We start from the raw sequence: 24,281 nt of genomic DNA, 5'->3' as shown, positions 1-24,281 counted from the left end.
CGAGGAGGAGAGGGATGGCACGGCAGCGAGCCACCAGCGTCCAGGAGCTCGTCGACGCCGCGGCCAGGGTCTTCGAGCGCAAGGGCTACGTGGACGCCACGATCAGCGACGTCGCGACCGAGGCGGGCGTCAGCAAACCGACGCTCTACCAGTACGTCGACTCGAAGCGCTGGTTGCTGGAGACCATCGTCGAGCAGGTCATCTACCCGCTCCGGCACGGCGTCGAGGAGATCGTCACCAGCGACCGGACGCCGCGCGCCAAGCTCGAGGCCTACCTCCGCCTCCAGGTGGACTCGGCGGTCCGGTACCGCACCTACTACCGGGTGCTCACCGCCGACGAGCACCAGCTCTCGCCGCAGGCGTTGCGCAACTACCGGTCCTGGGCGCGGGACGTGAACCACGCAGCCGAGAAGCTGCTGCACGACTGCGCCCAGGCCGGCGTCGTCCGGGACGATCTCGACACCGCGACCGCGGTGAACCTGGTCAACGGGATGCTGCTGTCGGTCGCCCGCTGGTACCGGGGGGCCGGACGGCTCGGCCCGGACGAGTTGCACGTCCAGGTACTCCGCCTGCTGAGCGGCTTCGTCCTGCCCGAGACGGACGACTGACCCCGGTCAGTCGGCACGTGCGGCAGCCCGGGCAGGTCCTTCAGCCGGCGATGCTGTCGGTCCCCGGCGTCCGGCCGTGGCGGGCCGCGGCCCAGTCGGCGAGGCGCGGCGGCTCGTCGCCGGTCGTGGCGCGGGGGGTGGTGAGGTCGGCGACGATCCACTCCGCGGTGATCGCGAGCTCCTCGGCGCGCACCGTGCCGTGCGGCTCCTCGCGCAGGGTGCATGCCCGGACCCCGTCGACCGGACGCAGGTAGACCACGATCCCCGAGCCCTGCGCGGCGAACCGGGCCATCGCCTCGTCGAGCTCCCGCCGGCACGCGCACGCGGTGGAGCGCAGGACATCGCCGCTGAGGCACTCGGTGTGCACGTGGACGGGGGTCTCGGCGGTGACGTGCGCGAGGTCGCCGGCCAGCAGCGCGACGTGCTCGGCCCCGTCGACGGCGCGGTACCCGACGGCCCGGAACGGACCGTGCTCGGTGGGCAGCGCCGTGGTGACCGCGCGCTCGACCGGGTTCTCGGTGCGCCGGCGGTAGCGGATGATGTCGGCGACCGAGACGAGGACGAGGTCGTGCTCCTTGGCGAACCGCTCGAGCTCCGCACCCTGGGCCATCTCGCCGGGGCGGTCGGTGGAGACGATCTCGCAGAGCGCTCCGGCCGGCGGCAGCCCGGCGAGCCGGGCGAGGTCGACCGCGGACTCGGTGTGGCCGGGCCGGGTCAGCACCCCGCCGTCGCGGGCGCGCAGCGGGACGACGTGGCCCGGCCGGACGAAGTCCGCGGCGGTCGCGTCCGGCGCGCCGAGCGCGGCGATCGTGGCCGCCCGCGAGGCGGCGGAGATCCCGGTGCCGGTGCCGTGCAGGTCGACGGTGACCCGGTAGGCGGTGCGGTAGCGGTCGCCGTCCTCGTGGTGCATCGGCGGCAGCGCCAGCCGGTCGCACGCGTCGTCGGGCAGCGCGACGCACACGAACCCGGAGGTGTGGCGCACGGTGAAGGCGACCAGCGACGGCGTCGCGTGCGTGGCGGCGAAGACGAGGTCGCCCTCGTTCTCGCGGTCGGCGTCGTCGACGACCACGACCGGCTGCCCGGCGGCGATCGCGGTCAGGGCGGCGCGCACCCGGGTCTCGGCCGGGTCGGTCTCGTGCAGCGTCACGGGGTGCTCCGGGTTCGTCGTCAGCTCGCGGGGACGGTCAGACCTCGGCCAGGCGCCGGAAGCGGCTGCCGTGGAAGACCAGGGGAGGGGTGTCCGGGTCCGCGCGGATCCCGTGCACGTGGAGCAGCACGATGTCGTGGTCGCCGCTGGGGACCTCGGCGTGGATGGTGCAGTCCAGCCACAGCGTCGCGCCGTCGACGAACAGCGCACCGTCGGCGGCCACGGTGGTCGCGGTGTCGGCGAAGCGGTCGCCGTTCTTGCTCGCCAGCCGCGCGCACGCCACGTCCTGACCCTCGGCGAGCACGCTGACGCCGAGCCGCGGGCGGCCGCGCAGCGTCGGCCAGGTCGTGGAGCTGTGCTGCATGCACACCGACACCAGCGGTGGCTCGATCGAGACCGAGGTGAACGAGCTGGCCGCGAGGCCGACGGGCACGCCGTCGACCTCGGCGCAGACGGCCGTCACACCCGACGGGAAACAGCCGAAGGCCTGGCGGAGCTGGTCGCCGGCGGTCACCGGCTCGATCACGGTCATCGTGGGACTCCCTCCGGAGCGGGCCTCGGTGCCCGGCACTCACTCGTCGACGCTAGTTCGTTGACGACGAAATGAACTGTCACGAAAACGAACGCTCTGCGGGTGCGGAGGTGTCCAACGACACACGGGTAGCCCGTCAGGCCGCGAGTGGACGGCGGCGCAGACCGACCAGCCGCCGGAAGCCGAGATAGCCCCCGAGCACGGAGAAGCCCGCACTCGCCGGGACCGACAGTGCCCGCAGCGCACCGCCGAGCGGGAGCCCGAGGTAGAGCGCGGCGCCGCCGATCCACAGCACGGCCACGCACACCCCGGTGAGCCGGCCGAGGTAGCGCCACGGCGGACCGTCGCGCAGGAACTCCAGGACCCGGGCCCGGACGGCCCCGCGCTCGCGCCGCGCGGGCAGCCGTCCGGGCCGGTGGCCGGCCTGCTCTGCCGTGTCGATGACCTGCTCCCTCGTGGAGTGCCGGACGTGCTCCGACGCTCCGGGGGCCGAGCCGATCGACGGGTGCCGGAGCGTGCGGGCCCCACGCTACGAAGGCCCGCTGTCCCGGCACTGTCCTCGAACTCGCCTGCGCCCGAGGGCTACAGCGAGGCGCGCAGGTGCGCGAGCACCGCGTCGTGGATCTCCGCGCTGCGCGGCACCGCCCCGGACGCCCAGTACAGCGCGTGCACGAGCCCGTCGACCCGGGTGCACGTCGTCGGGGTGCCCGCCTCGGCCAGGGCCGCGGCGAAGGACTCGCCCTCGTCGCGCAGCGTGTCGTACTCCGTGGTGACGACCAGCGTCGGCGGCAGCGAGGCGAGGTCGTTGCGCCCGAGCGCGAGGCGCGGGTCGGCGACGTCGTCCGGGCCGGAGACGTACTGCGCGCCGAACCAGGCCAGCGCGTCGAGGTGGATGAGGTAGCCCTCGGCGAACTCGGCGCGCGACGCGGTCTCGGCGACCGGGTCGACCAGCGGGTAGAGCAGCACCTGCGAGCGGACCGGCGGGGCGCTCTCGTCCCGCGCCCGGATCACCGCCGCCGCGGCCAGGTTCGCCCCGGCGCTGTCGCCCATGACCGCGATCCGGTCGGGGTCGCCGGAGTGGGCGCCGATCTCCTTGGCCGTCCACTGCAACGCCGCGAACACGTCGTCGTGCGCGGCCGGGAACCGGGCCTCCGGCGCCCGCCGGTAGGTCGTGGAGACGACGACGGCACCGGCGTCGAGCGCGAGTGCGCGGGCCCGCTCGTCGACCACGTCCAGGCCGCCGGCGACGAATCCGCCGCCGTGTACGTACAGCAGCACCGGGAACGGGCCGTCACCGAACGGCCGGTAGATCCGCAGCCGCTGCTCGGGTGACGGACCGTAATCCGCCTCGACGACGGCGGCGACGTCCCGGGCGGGCTGCTGCAGCCCGGTGAACGAGTCGACGGCGGCGCGCGTGGCGTCGACGCCGACCTTCTCGAAGGACTGGAAGCCCTGTGCGGCGAGGCCGTCGATGAGGGCCTGCACGTCCGGGTCGAGTGGCATGGTTCGTGGTCCTCTCAGGCGAACGCGCGGTCGGAGTGACGGTCGGAGATCGCGAAGCCCTCGTAGCCGGCCGCGACGACCTCGTCGCACCTGGCCCGGTAGGTGGGCGCGCCGCCGAGGTAGACGAGCACGCGCTGCGGCTTGCCCGGCACGTTCTTGCCCATGTACCAGGAGGTCGGCGAGTCGGGCAGCAGCGTGGCCTGGGCCAGCTCGTTGGTGTGGGCGACCCACTCCTGCTCGGCCTCGGGCGTCGGCTCGATGACCGCGCGGCCCTGCTCCTCCACGTGGGAGATCGCCGCGACCGAGAAGTCGACGTGGTCCTCGATCGCCAGCGGCATGTTGTAGAGCACCGACGGGCTCTGCGGACCGGTGATCATGAACAGGTTCGGGAAGCCCGCCGCCATCAGGCCCAGGTAGGTCTGCGGCCCGTCGGCCCAGTGCTCCTTCAGCGTCCGGCCCCGGCGGCCGGTGACGTTCATGGCCAGCAACGGGCCGGTGCACGCGTCGAAACCGGTGGCCAGCACCAGCACGTCGAAGGCGAGCTCGGTGCCGTCGGCCAGGCGCACACCGCCCTCGGTCACGGCCTCGATCGGGTTGGACTTCACGTCGACCAGGTCGACGTCGGGCCGGTTGAAGGCCTCGTAGTAGTCGGTCTCCAGCGGCGGGCGCTTGGTGCCGTACGGGTAGCCGCGCGGCGCGAGCAGCTCCGCGGTCGCCGGGTCGTCGACCCGCTCGTGGATCCGGTCGCGGATGTACTGGGCGACCGTGTCGTTCGCCTCGTGGTCGAACAGGATGTCGCCGTAGGCGTCGATGAACAGCCGGAACCCGCCGCGGTTCCAGCGGTCGTCGAAGACCTCCCTGCGCTCGTCCAGGGTGGCGGCGACGGCGGAGGGCTGCACGTCGGAGTAGGGGACGCCGAGGAAGTGGTTGCGCGAGGCCTCCCGCAGCGCGGCGTAGTCGGCCTTCTCGGCGGCCTCCTCGGCGGGGTCGGTCGCGTAGTTGCCGATCGGGGTGGCGTAGTTCGGGGTCCGCTGCAGCACGGTCAGGTGCCCGGCCTGCTTGGCGATCTCGCTGACCGCCTGGATCCCCGACGACCCGACGCCGATGATGCCGACCCGCTTGCCCGCGAAGTCGACCTCGTGGTGCGGCCAGTTGCCGGTCGTGTAGGTCTCGCCGGCGAAGTTCTCGATCCCGCCGAACTCGGGCTTCTTCGGCACCGACAGCGTCCCGGCACCGGAGATCACCCAGCGGGCGACGTGCACCTCGCCCGCGTCCGTGGTGGCGGTCCAGAGCGACTCGTCGTCGTCCCAGGTCAGCGACGTGATCCGGGTGTTGAAGCGGATGCTGCGGCGCAGGTCGAAGCGGTCGGCGACGTGCTCGAGGTAGCGCAGGATCTCCGGCTGGGCGGGGAACCGCTCGGTCCAGTGCCACTCCTGCTGCAGGTCCTCGTCGAAGGAGTAGGAGTAGTGCACGCTCTCGATGTCGACCCGGGCGCCCGGGTAGCGGTTCCAGTACCAGGTCCCGCCCACGTCGCCGGCGGCGTCGAAGGCGATGACGTCCTTGGCCTGCTGGTTGCGCAGTGCGTGGACGGCGTACAGACCGGCGAACCCGGCCCCGATGATGATGGCGTCGTGACTCTCGGCGGTGGGGTGCACCACTGCAACCAGCCTCCTTGCGGGTCGTGGTGATCGAGCCGGCCGGATCTCCTCCGGCGGTCGTGTGATCGCCACAACACCGTGGCCGCGGGGCGGGGCGCCCGGACAGCGTGGGAACACCCCAACGGCGCGGCGACGGATACCCCATGCCGGCCCGGGTGTACCCGGGTAGTCACTCCGTGTGGTCGGGTATGGCTCGGGTCACGAACCGTGCGATCCTCGGGGCACTCAGGTGATCGGGAGGCGTCATGGTGGACGACGCCGGGGACGACCCGTGCCGGCTGCCCGCCCGGCGTGGGCGCCACCGGCTGGCGACGGCCCTGGACAGCTTCGTCGGCCGCGCGGAGACGCTGACCCGGCTGCATGCCGAGCTCGCCGCGCACCGCCTGGTCACGGTGACCGGTCCCGGCGGGGTCGGTAAGACCCGTACCGCGCTGACCGCCGCCGAACGGTGGGACGACGACGTCTACGTCGTCGAGCTGGCCAGCGTCACCGACCAGTCCCAGATCGCGCCGACGGTCGCGACCGCGGTCGGGGTGCCCGACCAGTCCAACCGCGACGCCGTCGACCGGGTCGTCGGCCACCTGGCGGCCGCGCCGACGCTGCTGGTCGTGGACAACTGCGAGCACCTGGTCGAGGGCACGGTGCGGCTGCTGCTGCGGCTGCTCGCCGAGCTGCCGGAGCTGACGGTGCTGGCGACCAGCCGCGCGGCCCTCGGGATCCGCGGGGAGCAGGTGCACCGGCTGGACCCGCTCGCGGTGCCCGACGAGGACCCGGTCGGTGAGGACCCGGTCGGTGAGGACCCGGTCGGCGAGGACCCGGGTGGCGAGAACCCGGGTGGCGCCGCCCCGGGTGGCAACGACCCGCGGGACGCCGGCGTGCTCGACGAGGTCCCGTCGGTGCGGCTGCTGCTCGACCGCGTGCACCGCCTGTTGCCCGACTTCCGGATCACCGAGGAGAACCGGGACGCCGTCGTCGCGCTGTGCCGCAAGCTCGACGGCCTCCCGCTGGCGATCGAGCTGGCCGCGGTCCGGCTGCGCTCGCTGTCGGTGTCGCAGGTCGTCGAGCGGCTCGGCGGGCGCCTGCACATGCTCTCCGCACCCGGCACCGACGCCGAACCCCGCCAGCAGTCGCTGCGCGCACTGATCGACTGGAGCTACGACCTGTGCGGCCCGGCCGAGCAGCTGCTCTGGGCACGGATGTCGGTGTTCCCCGCACCGGCCGACCTCGAGGCGCTCGAAGGGGTGTGCGGGCACGGCGACCTCGCCGACGACCGGCTGCTCGACGCGCTCGATGGTCTGGTCGGCAAGTCGGTCGTCGTCGCCGACCGGGACGGCGACCAGCTGCGCTACCGGCAGTTCGTCCCGCTCCGGGAGTACGGCGCCGAGCAGCTGGAGGCCGCCGGCGGCACCGAGGAGATCCGCCGCCTGCACCGGGACCACTACATCGCCCTCGCCGCGGCGACGATCGACCGCTGGTGCGGGCCCGACCAGGCCCGCGACCTCGCCCGGCTGCGCCACGACCACCCCAACCTCCTCGCCGCGCTCGGGTTCTCCGCGCACACCCCGGGTGAGGCCGTCGCCGGTGCCCGGCTCGCGTCGCTGCTGCGCTACCACTGGATCGCCGGGGGCTTCCTGACCTACGGGCGGCGCTGGCTGGAGCGGCTGCTGCGCCGGATCGACCCGGGGACCGCCGAGCGGGCCGAGGCGCTGTGGGTGGTCGCCTGGGTCGCGCTGATCCAGGGCGACCGCGCGGTGGCGCGGGGGTACCTGCGCGAGTGCACCGCGACCGCCGAGCAGCTCGGGGACGTCGCGCTGCAGGGCCACGCCGCGCACTGGACGGCGCTGCTGCACCTGTTCGAGGGCGACCTCGACGACGCCGTCGAGCGTTACCGGTACGCGATCGGCCTGCACCGGCGGGTCGGTGACGTGCCGGCGGAGCTGACCGCCGGGTTCCAGCTCGCGATGGCCGAGACCTACGCCGAGCTGCCCCGCGACGCGCTCGCCACCGCGGCCTCGGTGGTCGAGCGCGCGAGCGCCGACGGTGAGATGTGGAACCACGGCTACGGGCGCTGGATCGAGGCGATCGCCCTGCTGCACCTCGGCGAGCTCGACCGGGCCCGGGACGCGATCCTGCGCACGATGCGGATCGAACGCGACTTCCGCGACGGGGTCTGCACCGCGCTGAGCGTGGAGGTCTGCTCCTGGGTCACGACGGCGACCGGGCGGGCCGCCGACGCCGCCGCCCTGTCCGGGCTGGCGGCCGGGGTCTGGCGGCGACTGGGCACCTCGCTCGCCGCGTTCGGCCCGCACGCGCTCGCCGAGGGGCGCGGGTACGCCGCGCGGATCGACCGGGAACTGGGCGCGGAACGGGCCGAGGCGCTGCGCCAGGAGTACGCCGGCGCCGACGTCGCCGACGCCGTCCGGCTCTGCATCGAGATCGTCACCGCGGGCTGCACCGGCGCCCCGCAGCAGGCCGCCCGCGCCCTGACCGAGCTGACCGGCCGTGAGGAGCAGGTCGCCGCGCTCGTCACCGACGGCCTCAGCAACAAGCAGATCGCGGAGCAGCTGGTGATCTCGCGCCGCACCGTGGACGGGCACGTGGAGCGGATCCTGCGCAAGCTCGACGTCGGGTCGCGCACGCAGGTCGCGGCCTGGGTCGTCGAACGCAGCCGGTGAGGGTGTGACGCCCCGCCCGCGGGGTAGCCGGATCGCTGATCGGACGGTCGGGGACGGGTGCGGTGAGCGGGTCGGAGCGGGAGCTCGGGGACGGCGGGCACGTGCCGCGGGACCCTGTCCGGCAGCGCCGGGCGGGGGCCGTGCAGCGGGTGGCGTGGGCGGTGCTCGCGGTACTCGTGCTCGCCGCGCTCGCCGGCCTGTTCGGGCCGGGGCCGCTCAGCCGGGTGAGCGCCACCGACCCGGCCGGCCTGGTCCGGCTCGAGCACGAACGCTTCACCCGCTACGCCGGCGACACCGACCTGCGGGTGCAGGTCCGTCCCGGCCCGGGCCGTGACGGCACCGCGGCGTTCTGGATCTCCGCGGCGTACCTGTCCCAGGTGCGGGTGCAGCAGGTACAGCCGCAACCGGTCCGGTGGACCACGTCCGGCGACCGCGCGCTGCTCGAGTTCGCGGTCAGCGGGCCGGACCCGGTCACCGTCGTGCTCCAGCTCCGGCCCGACGAGGTCGGGCTGCTGCGCGGCGCGGTCGGCGTCCCGGGCGGGGAACCGATCGGGTTCTGGCAGCTCGTGTACCCCTGAGGGAGGGAGCGACGGATGGACGCGATCCTGCGGGCCGCGCTGGTCTACCTGGCCCTGCTGATCATCTTCCGGGCGATCGGCCGGCGGAGCATGGCCCAGGTGACGACGTTCGACCTGGTCCTGCTGCTGATCGTCTCCGAGGCCACCCAGCAGGCCCTGCTCGGCGAGGACTACTCGGTCACCATGGCGGTCCTGGTGATCGTGACCCTGGTCGGGCTGGACCGGGTCGCGGACTTCCTGGGCTGGCGTTTCCCGCGGGTCGGCCGGACCCTCGACGGCGCTCCGGTGGTGCTGATCGAGCGTGGGCAGCGGCTGGACGAGACGATGCGCCGCCACCACATCAGCATGGAGGAGGTCCTGCAGGAGGCCCGGACCGGCCAGGGGCTCCGCAACGGCGACGAGATCGACTACGCGATCCTGGAACGCTCCGGCACGATCAGCATCATCCCGAAACAACGCTGAGCCATCCCGGCTCAGCGGGCCACCACGCGCAGGTCCTCGACCAGGGCGTCGAACGCCGCGCGGCGCTGCTCGTCGTCGGAACGCAGCACGGACGACGGATGCACGGTCGCCAGCGCCGAGCGCCCGGCACCGCCCGCGGCGTCCTCGGGCAGCGTGAGCAGGTTCCCGCGCTCGCGGGTGACGCGGAACTGCGGGCCGAGCACCGCCTTGGCCGCGGTCGCGCCGAGGAACACCACGACCTCCGGGTCGACCTCGCGGATCTCGGCGTCCAGCCACGGCCGGCAGGCCACCACCTCGGTGCGGCTCGGTGTGCGGTGGATCCGCCGGGTGCCGCGCTCGTCGCGGCGGAACTTGAAGTGCTTCACCACGTTGGTCAGGTACGCCTCCTCGCGGGCGATGCCCGCAGCCTCCAGCGCGTCGTCGAGCACCCGTCCGGCCGGGCCGACGAACGGCGAGCCGCGCCGGTCCTCCACGTCGCCGGGCTGCTCGCCGGCCAGCAACAGCCGCGCGCCGGCCGGGCCCGCGCCGAACACGGCCTGCGTCGCGTCGCGGTACAGCGGGCAGCCCCGGCACCCCTCGACCGCCTCGCGCAGCGCCGGGAGCCCGCCGCGGCCGGGCAGGTAGGCCTGTGCTCCCTCGGCCCGGGTGGCCACGCCGCTCACCGGCCGGCCGGCGGCGCGGTGGCCCGGGCGGTTCCGGGAGCGTGCGGGGCGTGCGTCGGTCCGGTCGGCATGGCGGGCGGGTACCCGCCCGGGTGGCGCTCAACCGGTGGAGGTGCCCGAGGCGGACGGAGCCGGTCAGCCCCGGCGCCCCTCCGGCGGTTCGAGCGGGTCGTGCCCGATCCGCATGAGGTCGCGTCGCCAGGCGGCATCGCCCGCCACGGGCTCCAGGTCGTCCCGGCGGGCCTCGTGCACGTGGTCGACGACCGCCCGCATCGTCTCCGCGTCGTCGCGGGTGAGGTCACCGCGGCGCTTGCGGAGGATGTCGAGCACCCGGCGCCCGTCGGGCGTGGCCCGCTGCTTCGGGTCCGGCTCGCTCTCCTCGCCCGCGGCGTCGGTGGCGAGCCACTCGTCGAGCTCGCGGGCGGACATGTTCACCACGCGGTGGAACTCGTCCCACAGCGCGTCGTCGACGTGTTCGGACATGCCACCCGGCTACCCGGCGCGCGGGTGGTCGATGCCGCCGCGGGCGATGTGTCCGTCGCCCGGTCGTGGGTACCCCGGTGCGTGACCTCAGTCCCCCGAGCTCTCGTGACCAACGACGACGGAATCGACTCGCCCGGGCTGGCGATGCTGGCCGATGTGGCCGCCGGTGCCGGACTCGACGTCGTGGTCGCCGCCCCGGACCGGCAGTACTCCGGCGCGTCGGCCGCGGTGACCGCCGTGCAGGAACAGGGACGCACCGTGACCGAGGAGCGCCCCACGCTGGCCGGGGCACCCGCGCACGCCGTGCGTGCCGCACCGGCGCACATCGTCGTCCTCGCGCTGGGTGGCTGGCTCGACCCGCCCCCGGAGCTGGTGCTCTCGGGCATCAACCGCGGTGCCAACGTGGGGCGCGCGATCCTGCACTCGGGCACCGTGGGCGCGGCGCTCACCGCGGGACAGTTCGGCGCCCGGGGGCTGGCGGTGTCGCTGGACGTGCCGCTCGGCGGGACCGAGCCCGAGCACTGGGACGCCGTGCGCGAGCACGTCGGCACGGTCCTGCCGCTGCTGCGCGACGCCGCGGCCGGGTCCACCTACTCGCTCAACGTGCCGGACCGGCCCGCCGACGAGCACCGCGAGCTGCGTACCGCCCCGCTCGACGCGGAGGGCACGGTGCGGACCCTGGTCGAGGAGTCCGGAGTGGACGGTGTGCTGCTGCGCGAGGTCGGGACCGACCGTCCGGCCGAGCCGGGTGCCGACCGGGCGCTGCTCGCGGCGGGCCACCCGACGCTCACCGCGCTCGGCGGCCTGCGCGAGGTCACGCCGCCCGCCCTGCCGGTCGGGGCGGCCCGGTGACCGCCCGCCCGCAGATCACGGTGCTCGCCCCGTCCCCGATCGTCACGGTGACGGTCGAGGACCGAGCCGGGTCGGCCGAGCTGCACGTGCACGCCGGTGGGCAGGGCGTCTGGCAGGCGCGGATGCTGGCCTCGCTCGGGTCGTCGGTGTGCCTGTGCGCGGCGCTCGGCGGCGAGACCGGGCACCTGCTGGAGCGGCTGATCGCGATCGACGGCGTCGAGCTGCGGACCGTGCACTCCGCCACCCGCAACGGCGGCTACGTGCACGACCGGCGCACGGGTGCCGAGCGCGTCGAGATCGCCACCGACGACGCGGCGCCGCTGGACCGCCACGAACTCGACGGCCTCTACGAGCTGACACTGGCCTCCGGCCTCGAGCGCGGCACCGTGCTGCTGTCCGGGCCGCAGGCCGAGTCGGTGGTCCCCGCCTCGCTCTACCGGCGGCTCGCGCGCGATCTCGCCGCGAACGGTGCCCGGGTCGTCGCCGACCTGTCCGGCGCGCTGCTGGAGGCGGTCGTCGACGCCGGTGTGGACCTGCTGAAGGTGGCCGACGACGAGCTGGTCGAGCACGGGCACGCCGCGTCGACCGGACTCGAGGACCTGGTGCCCGCGCTGCGCGACCTGCACGGGCACGGCGCGCGGCGGGTGCTGGTGAGCCGGGCGGGGGAGCCGGCCCTGGCCTACGACGGCGAGCGGGTGCTGGTGGTGACCCCGCCGCCGGTCGTGGCCGCCGAACCCCGCGGTGCCGGCGACTCGCAGACCGCGGGGATGACCGCCCGGCTCGCGGCGGGCGACGACTGGGAGACCGCGCTGCGGATCGGCGCGGCCTGCGGGGCGCTGAACGTCGTCCGGCACGGGCTGGGCACCGGCAGCCCGGACACGGTCGAGGTGCTGGCCGGCCGGGTCGGCCTGGAGCCGCTCGAGTGACCCCTGCGCCTCGCACGCTGCGGGCGGAAAGGCGCTGATCGACAGGCCGCGCCGCGTCGCGCGCCCGCCCCCGGGCGACAGCGTGCTGATCGACAGTCGCGGGCCGGGTGAGGTGCACGGTCTCGCCCTGCCGCGGGCGGAACTGTGCTGATCGACAGGCGCTGCTCGACGAGTTGCACGTTCCCGCCCCACCAAGGGCGGAAGTGCGCTGATCGACAGGAGCGGCCGGGCGAGATGCACGTTGTCGCCCCGTCGCGGGCGGGACGGTGCTGATCGACAGGCGGGGGCCGGATGAGTTGCACGGTCGTGCCCTGCTGCGGGCGGAACGGTGCTGATCGACAGGGGCGGGCCGGGTGAGGTGCACGTTCTCGCCCTGTCGCGGGCGACAGCGTCCTGATCGGCGGGCGCTGTCCGGCGAGTTGCACGGTCCTGCCCTGCCGCGGGCGGAAGCGTGCTGATCGACTGGTACGGCCCGGCGAGGCGCACGGTCTTGCTCCGCCGCGGGCGAGAGTGTGCTGATCGACGGGGGCGGGCCGGGCGAGGTGCACGCTCTCGCCCTCCCGAACCCGGCGGGCCCGTCACGGGGATGCCGACGACCGGACCGTTTGGGCCGGGGCACCGGTGGTATCGCGGTCCACATGCCCCGGCAGCCGCCGGGACGGCAACAGCACGAAGGGACACGGAGGCCATGACGCCCTCCACGATCACCGATCAGCAGCGGGAAGCCGACACCGTCCGCTCCGCTCCCGGCCGCGGTGGACACCACGTGCCCACCCTCGCCGCCGTCGACCGCGTCCTCGGCAAGCTCAGCGCGGACCTGAGGTCACCGAACCTGGCCCCCGCCGGGCGCCGGCGCATCCTCGACGACATCGACGCCCTGCTCGAGCGGCGCCGCTGGTTCATGGAGTTCGGTGACATCCCGCGCCCGTCCGGATCCCCCGCAGCCCGTCCGGGTGTGTGACCGGCCGAGGGCCGGGTACTCATCGCGCGAACAGGACCCCGTTTCGGAGGTGACATCGTGCCGCAGGCATGGAGTGACAAGCGGGAACGTCAGTACGAGCACATCAAGGAGCAGACCGAGGAGCGCGGCTCCTCGGAGAAGCGGGCCAAGGAGATCGCCGCCCGCACGGTGAACAAGGACCGTGCGCAGGAGGGCGAGTCCCGCCAGGCGAGCTCGACCTCGACCAAGGACGTCTCGCCCGAGCACCGCGGTGGCAAGCGCTCCGGGCGCCGCGAGGGCCCGAAGGGGCAGACCAAGGACCAGCTCTACCAGGACGCGAAGCGGGCCGGGGTCTCCGGGCGCTCGTCGATGTCCAAGGACGAGCTGCGCTCCGCACTCGGCCGCTGACCCGGGTGGTCCGGTGTGGAGCACGTCCACCCGGGTAGGGCTCCGGGATGACCGATCAGGACGACCGCATCCGGGACCCGTGGGGCCCGCGCACCCCGCACGCGGCGGGCACCGCCTGGCCCGAGCGGGTGGACCAGCACCTGCGTGACGGGGTGCGGGCCGAGGACGTGCAACGCTGGGTGCGTTCGGCCTGCGTGTTGTGCAGCAACGGGTGCGGCCTGGACATCGGAGTGATCGACGACGAGATCGTCGGGGTCCGTGGCCGCGCCGACGACCGGGTCAACCGTGGCCGGCTGGGCCCCAAGGGCCTCTACGGCTGGAAGGCCACCGACCGGGACCGGCTCACGAAGCCGCTGCTGCGCGACGACGACGGCCACCTGGTCGAGGTCGACCACGACACCGCGATGCGGGCGGTCGTCGAGCGGTCCCGCTCGCTGCTGGAACGCCGTGGCGGGCTCTCGCACGGCTTCTACACCTCCGGCCAGCTGATGGCCGAGGAGTACTACACGCTCGGCGTCATCGGGAAGGCCGGGCTCGGGACCCCGCACATGGACGGCAACACCCGGCTGTGCACGGCGACCGCGGCGGCGTCGATGAAGGAGAGTTTCGGCGCCGACGGGCAGCCGGGCAGTTACGACGACATCGAGCACTGCGACGCGTTGTTCCTGTTCGGACACAACGTCGCCGAGACCCAGACCGTGCTGTGGGCGCGGATGCTCGACCGGCTCGACGGGCCCGACCCGCCGGCGCTGGTCTGCGTCGACCCGCGGCGCACCGAGGTGGCCCGCCGCGCGACGGTGCACCTGCCGGTCCGGCCCGGTACGAACGTCGCCCTGGTCAACGGGCTCACCCGGGCGCTGATCCACCGGGGCGCCGTCGACCACGACTGGGTGCGGGCACACACGATCGGTCACGACGAGCTGGCCGCGGTGGTGGAGCCCTACGACCCGGCCCGGGTGGGCGAGATCTGCGGGATCGACCCGGCCGACCTGCAGGCCGCGGCGGACCTCTTCGCCGACGCCCGCGCCCCGTTGTCGACGGTGCTGCAGGGCTTCTACCAGTCCCACCAGGCCACGGCGGCGGCCGTCGGCGTGAACAACCTGCACCTGCTGCGCGGGATGATCGGCCGTCCGGGCGCGGGCGTGCTGCAGATGAACGGGCAGCCGACCGCGCAGAACAACCGGGAGTGCGGCGCCGACGGCGACCTGCCCGGGTTCCGCAACTGGGACAACGAGGCCCACGTCGACGAGCTCGCCGAGCTGTGGGACGTCGACCCCATCACCATCCCGCACTGGTCGCCGCCCACGCACGCGATGCAGCTGTTCCGCTACGCCGAGCAGGGGTCGATCAACTTCCTGTGGATCGCCGGCACCAACCCGGCGGTGTCGATGCCGGACCTGGGCCGGATCCGGAAGATCCTCTCCTCCGAGGACGTCTTCGTGGTGGTCTCCGACGCCTACCCGACCGAGACCACGGCCCTGGCCGACGTCGTGTTCCCGGCCGCGTTGTGGGGGGAGCGGACCGGCACGTTCACCAACGCCGACCGCACCGTGCACCTGTCGGAGCAGGCGGTCGACCCGCCCGGGGAGGCCCGCAGCGATCTCGACCTGTGGCTCGACTACGCCCGCCGGATGGACTTCCGGACCCGCTCCGGGCGGCCCCTGCCGTGGTGGCGCACCCCGGAGGAGGCGTTCACCGAGTGGGTCCGGGCCTCCCGCGGTCGTCCGTGCGACCAGAGCGCGCTGACCTACGAGCTGTTGCGGCACCACTCGGGCATCCAGTGGCCGGTCACCGAGGAGGCCCCGACCGGGACCGCGCGGCTCTACACCGATGCCGTGTTCACCACCGACACCGACCGCTGCGAGACCTACGGCCACGACCTGCTGACCGGCGCCACCGTCACCCGCGAGCAGCACCGCGCGTTGCGGGCCGACGGGCGGGCGCTGCTCAAGGCCGTCGAGCACACTCCGCCGCCCGGGTCCCCGGACACCGACTTCCCGCTGCGGCTGATCACCGGCCGGACCGTGCAGCACTTCCACACCCGCACGAAGACCGGGCGGGTGCCGGAGCTCGAACGGAGCGCCCCGCGGGCCTGGGTGGAGCTGTCCGCCGACGACGCCGGCCGGATCGGCGTCGTGGCCGGGGACGCCGTGCGGGTCTCCAGCCCGCGCGGATGCATCGAGGCACCGGTACGGATCACCGAGGTACGGCCGGGCACCGTCTTCGTGCCGTTCCACTACGGCGAGCAGGCCGCCAACGAGCTCACGCTGACCGCATGGGACCCGGTCTCCAAGCAACCGCAGCTGAAACTCACCGGGGTCCGGGTCGACCCGGTCACCACCCCGGCCGGCACGTCCACCGCACAGCAGGAGGCAGCGTGGGACTGACCGTCTACCTGGGGATGCTGCACGCGGCCGAGCGCACCCTGGCCGAGTCCTGGCGGCTGGTCGCCGACGGGCACGCCGCCGAGGCCGACCTGCACCACCTCGGGCACCTGCTGGGGGACCGGGCCGATGCCCGGGTCGCCCGGCTCGCGCCGCTCACTGAGCGGTACGGCGAGCGCTACGACGACGAGCCCGAGCGGCTCGAGGCCGAGGGGCTCGGCTCGCTGCGTGAGGGTCCGCTCGGGCTGCTGCGCGACCTGCAGGACCTGTACCTGCTCGCGTCGTTCGTCGCGATGACCTGGGACCTCGTCGGGCAGGCCGCCCAGGCCACCCGGGACCGCGAGGCCCTCGACGCCGTCGCGTACGCCCGGCCCCAGGTGCGCAACCAGATGGGGTTCCTGCGCACCCGGCTGGAGCAGGCCGCCCCGCAGGCGCTGGCCGGGTGAGCCGGGCCGCGGTTCCGTGTGGAACGCCTGCCGATCGGGGTACTGGCATCACATGACAGACACCCAGGCGGAGCCCTGCCCGACGCATCGGGTGAGCCTGCGTGCGCGCGCCGCCATCGGGCTGATGCGGCTGCAGCGCACATCGGAGTTCTACGACGACGCCGAGACCATGCGCGCCCGGCTCGCCGAGCACCAGGACCCGTCGCTGACCCGGCCGCCGTACTGGGTGCGGGCCGTCACCGACGTGGAACACCAGGTCGTCGACGGGCACGACAGCTGGACACTGCGGGCGCCGCAGGGGGCCCGTTCGAGCATGCACGTGCTGCACCTGCACGGCGGCGGCTTCGTCGAGCAGCCCGGCCGGCACCACTGGTTCCTCGCCCGCTGGCTGGTCCACCGGCTCGGCGCGACGGTGACGCTGCCGATGTACCCGCTGGCGCCGGGCGCCGACCACCGCGACATCTGGCCGGTCGCCCAGCACAGCTACGAGCGGTTCCTCGCGGCGCACCCGCCGCAGGACCGGGTCGTGCTCGGGGACTCCTGCGGTGGGGCGCTCGCGCTCGCACTGGCCCAGCTCCTGCGCGACCGCGGCGAGCCGGTGCCGTCGCGGATCGGGCTGTTCTCCCCGTGGCTGGACCTGGCGGTGAGCGACCCGCTGTCGGCCCGGATCGCCCCGCACGACCCGGCGCTCGGGACCGAGGGGCTCCGCCAGGCCGGGCGCTGGTACGCCGCGGGCACCCCGCTCGACGATGCGGAGATCAGCCCGGTCGACGCCGACCTGCGCGGGCTCGGCCGGATCGCCGCGTTCGTCGGCACCCGCGACCTGTTGCTCGCGGACGCACGCCGGCTGAAGCGCGACGCCGAGCAGGTCGGGCAGGACATCGAGCTGCACGAGTACCCGGGCATGTTCCACAACTGGATCATGCAGCCGCCGCTGCCGGAGGCCCGCCTCGCCCGGCGGCACCTGCTCGAGTTCCTGCGGCGCTGACCGGCTCCCCGAGCGTGCTCGGCGGGTGGCCGGACGGCCCGGGGATGCCGGTACGGTCGTCGCCGTGCACGACCCGGACGACGCGGTGTGGGCGCGGATCCTGACCACGGTGATCGACGAGTCGCACCTGGTCGCGGCCGAGCGGCTCACCGAGACGGTGGACCGGGCGGTCCGCCCGGCCGGGGTCGGCGTCGAGGTGCTGATGGTCGACCTGGCCCAGCGGACCCTGCACGTCGTGCTGGTCGATGCGCCCGGAGCCGCGATATCGGTGGAGGGCACCGCGGGTGGTCGTGCCTACCAGCTGACCGAGATCGTCGTCGGCGGCGAGCACGACAGCGACCGGATCCTGTGGCTGCCGTTGCTGGACGGGACCGAACGCGTCGGGGTCCTCCGGGTCGAGTTGGACGACGACGTGGTCGACGGGGTGACCCTGCGCCGACGGCTGTGGGCGCTGGCCGGGCTGGTCGGGCACCTGCTGATGACCAAGCTCGGGCAGAGCACGTGGCTGCAGCAGCTGCGTGCCCGCGCGATGTCGCCCGCATCGGAACTGCTGTGGCAGCAGCTCGCGCCCCGGACGCTGGCGACCGACCGGGTCGTGATCTCCGCACTGCTCGAGCCCGCCCTGGAGGTGGCCGGCGACGCCTACGACTACGCCGTGGGCGACACGATCGACCTCGCGATCTTCGACGGCGTCGGTCACGATCTGATGGCCGGGGTCAGTACCGCCGTGGCCGTGACCGCGATCCGCAATGCGCGTCGCGACGGGGTCCGCGACCTCGCGGCCCAGGCCGAGCGGGCCGACGCGCTGCTCGAGGAGTACGACCGCCCGGGTCGCTTCGTCACCGCGGCGCTGGGCCGGCTCGACGTCGTGACCGGAGAGCTGACCTACCTGCTCGCCGGTCACCCGCCGCCGCTGCTGCTGCGCGGCGGTCAGGTGGTCAAGGAGCTGTCGCTGCCTCCCCGCCTGCCGCTGGGCGTCACGGCCCCGGCGGCCACGTCCGCGGGCGTCGTCGGGCGCGAACACCTCGAACCCGGCGACCGGGTGCTGTTCTACACCGACGGGGTCACCGAGGCCCGTGACGGGCACGGCCGGTTCTTCGGCGAGCAACGCTTGATCGACATGGCCGAACGCGCGGAGCAGGACCAGCTCTCGGCACCGGAGACCCTGCGGCGCCTGGCCGCCGCCGTCATGGCGCACCAGAACGAGCGACTGCAGGACGACGCCACGCTCCTCGTGCTCGACTGGGCCTCCGACCGTCATCCGCGCCTGTTCCCCAGTTTGTCCGACCACGGCTGAACCCGGCCCGGCCTGCACGTCGCCGTCCGGCGGCGGTGCCGCCGTGACCCGGATCGTGAGCCGCCGAAACCCGGGGAGCGCACGGGCGAATGAACCCCCGGGATGCCGGGTAGGCGTTGACCATGAGACTTCAGGTGATCGACGTCCGGTACATCCTGTGCGACGCGTCCCGGCCGCGCCGCAGCGGTCGGGTCTCCTGAGGAGGGGCGCGCAGGTGGACGAGAAGCTGCTGACCGTGGCCGTGCCCGGTCTCGACGACCACAACCGCGAGGTCCTCGAACTGCTCCCGGACGCGGACCGGTACCGGTTCATCCCGCTGCTGACGATCGAGGAGCTGCAGTTCGGCGACGAGATCCCGGTGCTGGAGCTGCTGGAGAAGGCGAAGGCCCAGCTCGACGAGGCCGGGCCGGTCCACGGCGTGATCGGCTTCTGGGACTTCCCGGTGAGCACGATGGTGCCGCTGCTGTGCGAGCACCTCGGCACGCCGGGCCCGACCCTGGACGCCGTGCTGCGCTGCGAGCACAAGTACTGGAGCCGGCTCGAGCAGCGGGCGGTGATCGACGAGTACCCGGCGTTCGCGCTGGTCGACCCCGACGCGGACACCGCGCCGCCGGAGAACGTCCGCTATCCGATGTGGGTGAAGCCGGTCAAGTCGTTCTCCTCGGACCTCGCCATCCGGGTCGAGGACGACGAGGGCTTCCGGGCCGCGCTCGCCGAGATCTCCGAGGGCATCGGGCGGGTCGGCGAACCGTTCGAGGAGCTGCTCGCGAAGGTCGACCTCCCGGCGGAGATCCGGGACGGCGACGGGCGGGTCTGCGTGGCCGAGGAGGCCGTCGCGGGCCGCCAGGTCACCCTCGAGGGCTGGGCCCGCGACGGCGAGCTGCACGTGCTCGGCGCGGTGGACACGATCAACCGCGACGACGTCCCCAGCCAGGACCGGTTCGTCTACCCGTCCTCGGTGCCCGAGCAGGTCGTCGAGCGGATGACCGACGTCACCGCGAAGATCGTCCGCCGGGTGGGGCTCAACGACACCACGCTCAACGTCGAGTTCTTCTGGGACCCCGACAGCGACCGGCTCACCGTCCTCGAGGTGAACCCGCGGCACTCGCAGTCGCACGCGGAGCTGTTCACCGACGTCGACGGCGCGGCGAACCACCGCGCGATGGTGCGCCTGGCGCTGGGCCAGGACCCGGAGATGCCGTACCGGGAGGGCCGGTACGCGGCGTCGGCGAAGTACTTCCTGCGCCGGCTCGAGGACGGCGTCGCCCGGCGGGTCCCGACGGCCGAGGAGGTCGAGGAGGTGCAGCGGTCCGTCCCCGGGACCACGGTGGACGTGATCGTGGCCGAGGGCGACCGGCTCAGCGAGCTCCCGGACCAGGACAGCTACAGCTTCAAGATCGCGAACATCTACGTCAGCGGGAACGACGAGCGGGACCTCGCCGATCGGTACCGGCGCTGTGCCGAGCTGCTCCCGTTCGCGTTCGACGCGTGAGGGGGAGCGGTTGCGCACCATCGACCCGAAGGACCTGCCGCACAAGGTGCGGTGCGAGGACACCCGGATCACCCTGAGCGACGGGACGACACTGGCCGCGCGGATCTGGCGGCCGGAGACCGACCAGCCGGTGCCGGCGGTGCTCGAGTTCATCCCGTACCGGCTGCGGGACATGACCGCGGTCCGCGACTCGGTGCACCACCCGTACCTGGCCGGGCACGGGATCGCCGGGGTGCGGGTGGACCTGCGCGGCAGCGGCGACTCGCGCGGCGTGCTCGCCGACGAGTACCTGGAGCAGGAGTTCGACGACGCCCGGGAGGTGCTCGCCTGGCTGGCCGACCGCCCGTGGTCCAACGGCCGGACCGGGATGATGGGCATCTCCTGGGGAGGGTTCAACGCGCTGCAGGTCGCCGCCCGCCGCCCGCCGTCGCTCGGGGCGATCGCCACGGTCTGCTCCACCGACGACCGCTACGCCGACGACGTGCACTACATGGGCGGCTGCCTGCTCGGGGACAACCTGTCCTGGGCGTCGGTGATGCAGTCGGACAACGCCCTGCCGCCCGACCCGGAGGGGCTCGGCGACGACTGGCAGGACGTCTGGCTGGAGCGGCTGCACGGCAGCGGGCTCTGGGCGGAGAAGTGGCTCGAGCACCAGCGCCGCGACGACTACTGGCGGCACGGGTCGGTGTGCGAGGACTTCGCCGCGATCGAGTGCCCGGTGCTGGCCGCCAGCGGGTGGGCCGACGGGTACTCGAACGCGGTCTTCCGGCTGCTGGAGCATCTCGACGTGCCCCGCCAGGGCATGATCGGGCCCTGGTCGCACACCTACCCGCACCTGGGCCGCCCCGGGCCCGCGATCGGGTTCCTGCAGGAGCTCGTGCGGTGGTTCGGGCACTGGCTGGCCGATGTGGACAACGGCGTCGACGAGGGGCCGCGCCTCTACACCTGGATGCAGGACAGCGTGCCGCCCTCGACGGCCTACGAGGACCGGCCGGGCCGCTGGGTGTCCGACCCGTCGTGGCCGTCGCCGCACGTGACGGCCGAGCAGCGGCCGCTGCTGGCGGGCCGGCTCGGCGAGCCGGGGGACACCGGCCCGGAGGCCGAGCTGATGGTCAGCTCACCGCTGTCGGTCGGCCAGTTCGGCGGCAAGTGGTGCTCCTACAACGCGCCGCCGGACCTGCCCTACGACCAGCGTGAGGAGGACGGCGGCTCGCTGGTGTTCGAGACCGAGCCGCTGGACGCCCCGGTGGAGATCCTCGGCGCGCCGGAGCTCGACCTGCAGATCACCGTGGACAAGCCGGTCGCGATGGTGGCGGCGCGGCTGTCGGACGTGAGCCCGGACGGGGCCGCCACCCGGGTCACCTACGGACTGCTGAACCTGACCCACCGCGACTCGCACGCCGACCCCGCACCGCTGGAGCCCGGCCGCGGGTACCAGGTCCGGGTCCCGCTCAACGGGGTCGCGCAGCGGTTCAGCCCGGGGCACCGGATCCGGGTCTCGCTGTCCACGTCGTACTGGCCGCTGGCCTGGCCGTCGCCGGAACCGGTACAGCTGGCGGTGACGGCCGGGCGGTCGTCGCTGACCCTGCCGGTACGCGACGGCGACGCCCCCGACGCCGAGCCGTTCGGCCCGGCGGAGGGGGTCACCCCGCTGGAGGTGCAGCAGGTGCGCCCCGGTGAGCAGCGCTGGGAGGTCCGCCGCGATCTCGTCGACTACGTCTCGGAACTGCTGGTCGTCAAGGATCTCGGCCGCAAGAGGTTCCCGGACGGGCTGGAGGTCGACCAGCGGGTCGAGGAGCGCTACAGCGCCCGCGGCGACGACTACGACTCGGTACGCGGTGAGGTGACGTCCACGGTGACCTTCCGCCGGGGCGAGCACGCGACCACGTCGGTCACCCGGGCCGTGCAGACCTCCGACGCGGAGAACTTCCACCTGCACGCCACGACGGACGCCTACCACGGTGAGGCGCGGATCGCCTCGATCGACCGTTCGAGGTCGCTGCGCCGCGACCTGGTCTGAGCTCGGGCCCCGGCGTCCGTCGCGCCCGGCGCGGCGGACGCCGGGGCCGTACTCGGCGCGGTCGCACCGCTCACCCGAGCATCGTCGCCGGACCCGGCCGGTCGTCGGAGTGCAGGTCGGCCCGCGCCTCGCGGGCCAGCTCCTGGAGCTCGGTCACCGTGAGCCGCTCGCGCAGCACCGGCAGCCGCCGGCCCTCGACACCCTCGACGTGGTGCCGGGTCGAGGTCGTCAGCCGGTGCAGCAGGTCCCCGGCCGCGGGCGAGCCCGGCCCGGCGTCGAGGAGCGCCGTGGCCAGCTCCTCCAGCTGCTCGTGTTCCTCGGTGTCGTGCTCGGCGCACCGCTCGCCGTCGTCGAGGTGACGGCGCAACACCGGGTGGAGCAGCCGCTCCTCGGTGGCACAGTGCCGGCGGACGGCGTTGACCGCGCGCAACGCCAGGTCGGAGCGCTGCGGGCCGGGGTCGGCCGCCGCTGCGTGGTCGAGCAGGGCGAGCAGCGTGCGGTGGTCGTCGGCGAGGACGTCGACCACGTCCTCGTGCCCGGGATCAGGTGTCACGGGATCAGGTGTCACGGTCGGGGTATCACCGGTGCTGCGCGGTCCAAACCCGGGCGCCGTCCATCGCCGGGCGTCCGGCCGCACCCGGGTGTCCGGCTGCTGGGGCGTGGCGGGAGGCCGAGTGCGAGGTCGACGGCGGCGCCGAGGTCGGGCGCGACCCGGGCGTGCCGGTGGGCGTCACGGATCTCCTCGGGCCGGGTGCGCGGGGTCGGCACCAGCACGGCCCGGGCGCCGGCGGCCCGTGCCGCGTCGACGTCGGCCCCGGTGTCGCCGACCAGGACGCAGTCCCGGGGCGGCACCCCGAGCGCCCGGGCCGCGGCGCGCACCATGCCGGGTTCGGGCTTGCGGCAGCCGCAGCCACCGCTCTCGTCGTGCACGCAGACCTGCCAGGTGCCGAACGGGCCGAGCAGCTCCTGCACACGCGCGTTCACCGCGCTCAGCGCCTCCGGGGCGATCAGCCCGCGGGCCACCCCGGACTGGTTGGTGACCACCCCGGTCGCGATGCCCGCGGCCCGGGCCCGGTCGAGCGCGGCGCCGGCACCGTCGACGGGCACCACCCGGTCCGGGTCGTCGCAGTAGGGCACGTCGTGGACCAGCGTGTCGTCGCGGTCGAACAGGATCGCGGCCGGCAGCCGGCGCGCGCGCAGCTCACCGGCGATCCGGTGCCCGACGGCCGCGGGCGGGATCAGCGCGCTGGTCAGCACCATCGTGGCGACCTCGGCCGGGGTGCGCGGACCGGGCCGGATCCGCCGCGCCGCGAACGCCGCGGTCGACCCGGCCCAGACACCGGCGGCGGCCCGGGCGGTGCCGCGGCACCCGGCCGCCGCGGCGACCGCGGCGACCGCCGCGGCGGCCGTGGTGAGCAGGTGGGTGCCGAGCATGCCCGGGCCGGCGCCGGTGGCCTCGCGCCACCCGCGGCCGTGCTTGTGGCGCATCCGGGCGTCGTCGGCGTTGCCGGCCTGGGCGCGCACGCTGGCCAGCGGGCCGCCCGCCCGGGCCGGGTGCGTGGTGACCCGGTCCCCGACGACGATCCGGTACCCGGCCGAACGCACCCGCAGCGCCAGATCGGCGTCCTCCCGGTAGGCCCGGGGGAACCCCTCGTCGAACCCACCGGCCGCGGCGAGCGCGCCCGTGCGGTAGGCCATGTCCGCGGTGATCCACCGGGCGGTGGCCAGGCCCGCGGTGTTGCGCTCGGCGTCGGTGGGCCGGCGGTCGGCGGGGAGCGGGACCGCGATCCGGGCCTGCACGGCGCCCACCCCGTCCGCGACCCCGGCGAGGTCACGGGCCAGCCCGGCCGCCCACTCCCGGCCGGGTTCGACGTCGTCGTCGACGAACGCGACCCAGCCCGGCCCCGCCGCGCGCCACCCCGCGTTGCGGGCGGCGGCCGGACCGCGGCCGCCGGTGCGCAGCACCCGGACCGGCGGTGCCCCGTAGCGAGGCCGGATCCCGGGCAGCGGTGTGCCGGCGCCCCGGCGGTCGTCGACGACGATGACCTCGGCGAGCACGCCGCCCGGCGTGCACACATCGTCGAGCACGCGGGCGAGCCGGGCCCGCCCCGTGGTCGGGATGACCACGCTGATCCGTCCGGCGGCCGTCACTCCGTACCTCCGGGGCTGCGCATCGCACCTCCTGATCACCACGATCACCGGCCCGCCGTCGCGGACCGG

The 24,281-nt window shown here is 74.3% G+C and carries 23 protein-coding genes; 14 read left to right on the top strand and 9 right to left on the bottom strand.

Annotated features, from left to right (window positions below):
• The first annotated feature begins 14 nt into the window (after positions 1 to 14).
• Positions 15 to 608, top strand: coding sequence for a TetR/AcrR family transcriptional regulator (locus tag BM093_RS16855; protein WP_093344209.1), 594 nt, complete (start codon positions 15 to 17; stop codon positions 606 to 608).
• Between the two features lie 40 nt (positions 609 to 648).
• Here BM093_RS16855 and ribB read toward each other — a convergent pair whose 3' ends face one another.
• From ribB to BM093_RS16835, 5 genes are all read right to left on the bottom strand, one after another.
• Positions 649 to 1,755, bottom strand: coding sequence for a 3,4-dihydroxy-2-butanone-4-phosphate synthase (gene ribB / locus BM093_RS16850; RefSeq protein ID WP_093344206.1), 1,107 nt, complete (start codon positions 1,753 to 1,755; stop codon positions 649 to 651).
• A gap of 37 nt (positions 1,756 to 1,792) precedes the next feature.
• On the bottom strand, positions 1,793 to 2,287 hold the full coding sequence (locus BM093_RS16845) for a flavin reductase family protein (RefSeq protein WP_093344203.1): 495 nt from the start codon (positions 2,285 to 2,287) through the stop codon (positions 1,793 to 1,795).
• A gap of 136 nt (positions 2,288 to 2,423) precedes the next feature.
• Complete coding sequence (locus BM093_RS35995; RefSeq protein ID WP_177238524.1) at positions 2,424 to 2,588, bottom strand: hypothetical protein; 165 nt, start codon at positions 2,586 to 2,588, stop codon at positions 2,424 to 2,426.
• Positions 2,589 to 2,869: 281 nt separating this feature from the next.
• Positions 2,870 to 3,790 (bottom strand): alpha/beta hydrolase, encoded by a 921-nt coding sequence (locus tag BM093_RS16840; protein ID WP_093344200.1) that lies wholly within the window; start codon positions 3,788 to 3,790, stop codon positions 2,870 to 2,872.
• Between the two features lie 14 nt (positions 3,791 to 3,804).
• Positions 3,805 to 5,448: a flavin-containing monooxygenase gene (locus tag BM093_RS16835; protein WP_093344197.1), complete on the bottom strand. Its 1,644-nt coding sequence runs from the start codon at positions 5,446 to 5,448 to the stop codon at positions 3,805 to 3,807.
• 245 nt (positions 5,449 to 5,693) lie between these two features.
• Here BM093_RS16835 and BM093_RS16830 point away from each other — a divergent pair, with 245 nt between their 5' ends.
• The 3 genes from BM093_RS16830 (at position 5,694) to BM093_RS16820 (ending at position 9,163) form a co-directional block, all read left to right on the top strand.
• Entirely contained in the window at positions 5,694 to 8,123 is a 2,430-nt protein-coding gene (locus BM093_RS16830; protein WP_093344194.1) for an ATP-binding protein, read from the top strand.
• Positions 8,124 to 8,185: 62 nt separating this feature from the next.
• Complete coding sequence (locus BM093_RS16825; RefSeq protein WP_093344193.1) at positions 8,186 to 8,701, top strand: hypothetical protein; 516 nt, start codon at positions 8,186 to 8,188, stop codon at positions 8,699 to 8,701.
• 15 nt (positions 8,702 to 8,716) lie between these two features.
• A complete protein-coding gene (locus tag BM093_RS16820; protein WP_093344191.1) occupies positions 8,717 to 9,163 on the top strand; it encodes a DUF421 domain-containing protein in 447 nt (148 codons plus the stop codon).
• An 11-nt stretch (positions 9,164 to 9,174) separates the two neighbouring features.
• Here BM093_RS16820 and BM093_RS16815 read toward each other — a convergent pair whose 3' ends face one another.
• Together BM093_RS16815 and BM093_RS16810 are read right to left on the bottom strand one after the other, a co-directional pair.
• Positions 9,175 to 9,816, bottom strand: coding sequence for a UdgX family uracil-DNA binding protein (locus BM093_RS16815; RefSeq protein WP_093344188.1), 642 nt, complete (start codon positions 9,814 to 9,816; stop codon positions 9,175 to 9,177).
• A 144-nt stretch (positions 9,817 to 9,960) separates the two neighbouring features.
• Positions 9,961 to 10,308, bottom strand: coding sequence for a DUF3140 domain-containing protein (locus BM093_RS16810; protein ID WP_093344185.1), 348 nt, complete (start codon positions 10,306 to 10,308; stop codon positions 9,961 to 9,963).
• Positions 10,309 to 10,413: 105 nt separating this feature from the next.
• Between BM093_RS16810 and surE the strand changes: the two genes are divergently transcribed.
• From surE to BM093_RS16760, 10 genes are all read left to right on the top strand, one after another.
• Entirely contained in the window at positions 10,414 to 11,160 is a 747-nt protein-coding gene (gene surE / locus BM093_RS16805) for a 5'/3'-nucleotidase SurE (RefSeq protein WP_245773578.1), read from the top strand.
• Positions 11,157 to 12,086 carry a 1-phosphofructokinase family hexose kinase gene (locus BM093_RS16800; RefSeq protein WP_093344182.1) on the top strand — a complete coding sequence of 310 codons (930 nt, stop codon included), beginning with the start codon at positions 11,157 to 11,159 and terminating at the stop codon, positions 12,084 to 12,086. Before surE ends, BM093_RS16800 begins: the two co-directional genes overlap by 4 nt.
• A gap of 688 nt (positions 12,087 to 12,774) precedes the next feature.
• On the top strand, positions 12,775 to 13,047 hold the full coding sequence (locus BM093_RS16795; RefSeq protein ID WP_093344179.1) for a hypothetical protein: 273 nt from the start codon (positions 12,775 to 12,777) through the stop codon (positions 13,045 to 13,047).
• 54 nt (positions 13,048 to 13,101) lie between these two features.
• Positions 13,102 to 13,434, top strand: coding sequence for a plasmid stabilization protein (locus tag BM093_RS16790; protein WP_218162806.1), 333 nt, complete (start codon positions 13,102 to 13,104; stop codon positions 13,432 to 13,434).
• A gap of 47 nt (positions 13,435 to 13,481) precedes the next feature.
• Positions 13,482 to 15,821 carry a molybdopterin oxidoreductase family protein gene (locus tag BM093_RS16785; RefSeq protein WP_093344173.1) on the top strand — a complete coding sequence of 780 codons (2,340 nt, stop codon included), beginning with the start codon at positions 13,482 to 13,484 and terminating at the stop codon, positions 15,819 to 15,821.
• Positions 15,812 to 16,264, top strand: a complete 453-nt coding sequence (locus BM093_RS16780; protein ID WP_093344170.1) for a hypothetical protein — start codon at positions 15,812 to 15,814, stop codon at positions 16,262 to 16,264. Before BM093_RS16785 ends, BM093_RS16780 begins: the two co-directional genes overlap by 10 nt.
• Before the next feature lie 52 nt (positions 16,265 to 16,316).
• A complete protein-coding gene (locus tag BM093_RS16775; RefSeq protein ID WP_093344167.1) occupies positions 16,317 to 17,252 on the top strand; it encodes an alpha/beta hydrolase fold domain-containing protein in 936 nt (311 codons plus the stop codon).
• 64 nt (positions 17,253 to 17,316) lie between these two features.
• Complete coding sequence (locus BM093_RS16770; RefSeq protein WP_143105410.1) at positions 17,317 to 18,549, top strand: PP2C family protein-serine/threonine phosphatase; 1,233 nt, start codon at positions 17,317 to 17,319, stop codon at positions 18,547 to 18,549.
• A 214-nt stretch (positions 18,550 to 18,763) separates the two neighbouring features.
• The gene (locus BM093_RS16765; RefSeq protein WP_218162802.1) at positions 18,764 to 20,041 is read left to right on the top strand and encodes an ATP-grasp domain-containing protein; all 1,278 of its coding nucleotides are present in this window, start codon (positions 18,764 to 18,766) and stop codon (positions 20,039 to 20,041) included.
• A 10-nt stretch (positions 20,042 to 20,051) separates the two neighbouring features.
• Positions 20,052 to 22,061 (top strand): CocE/NonD family hydrolase, encoded by a 2,010-nt coding sequence (locus tag BM093_RS16760; RefSeq protein WP_093344392.1) that lies wholly within the window; start codon positions 20,052 to 20,054, stop codon positions 22,059 to 22,061.
• 70 nt (positions 22,062 to 22,131) lie between these two features.
• Here the strand turns inward: BM093_RS16760 and BM093_RS16755 are convergent, their stop codons facing one another.
• Positions 22,132 to 22,614, bottom strand: a complete 483-nt coding sequence (locus BM093_RS16755) for a hemerythrin domain-containing protein (protein WP_177238523.1) — start codon at positions 22,612 to 22,614, stop codon at positions 22,132 to 22,134.
• Between the two features lie 11 nt (positions 22,615 to 22,625).
• Positions 22,626 to 24,212, bottom strand: a complete 1,587-nt coding sequence (locus BM093_RS16750; RefSeq protein ID WP_245773577.1) for an HAD-IIIA family hydrolase — start codon at positions 24,210 to 24,212, stop codon at positions 22,626 to 22,628.
• Positions 24,213 to 24,281: the final 69 nt, after the last annotated feature.

Origin of the sequence: Pseudonocardia ammonioxydans (assembly GCF_900115005.1) — a bacterium.
Lineage (GTDB): Bacteria > Actinomycetota > Actinomycetes > Mycobacteriales > Pseudonocardiaceae > Pseudonocardia > Pseudonocardia ammonioxydans.
The sequence above is the reverse complement of the archived record's forward strand: the minus strand, read 5'-3'. Positions and strand labels throughout refer to the sequence as shown.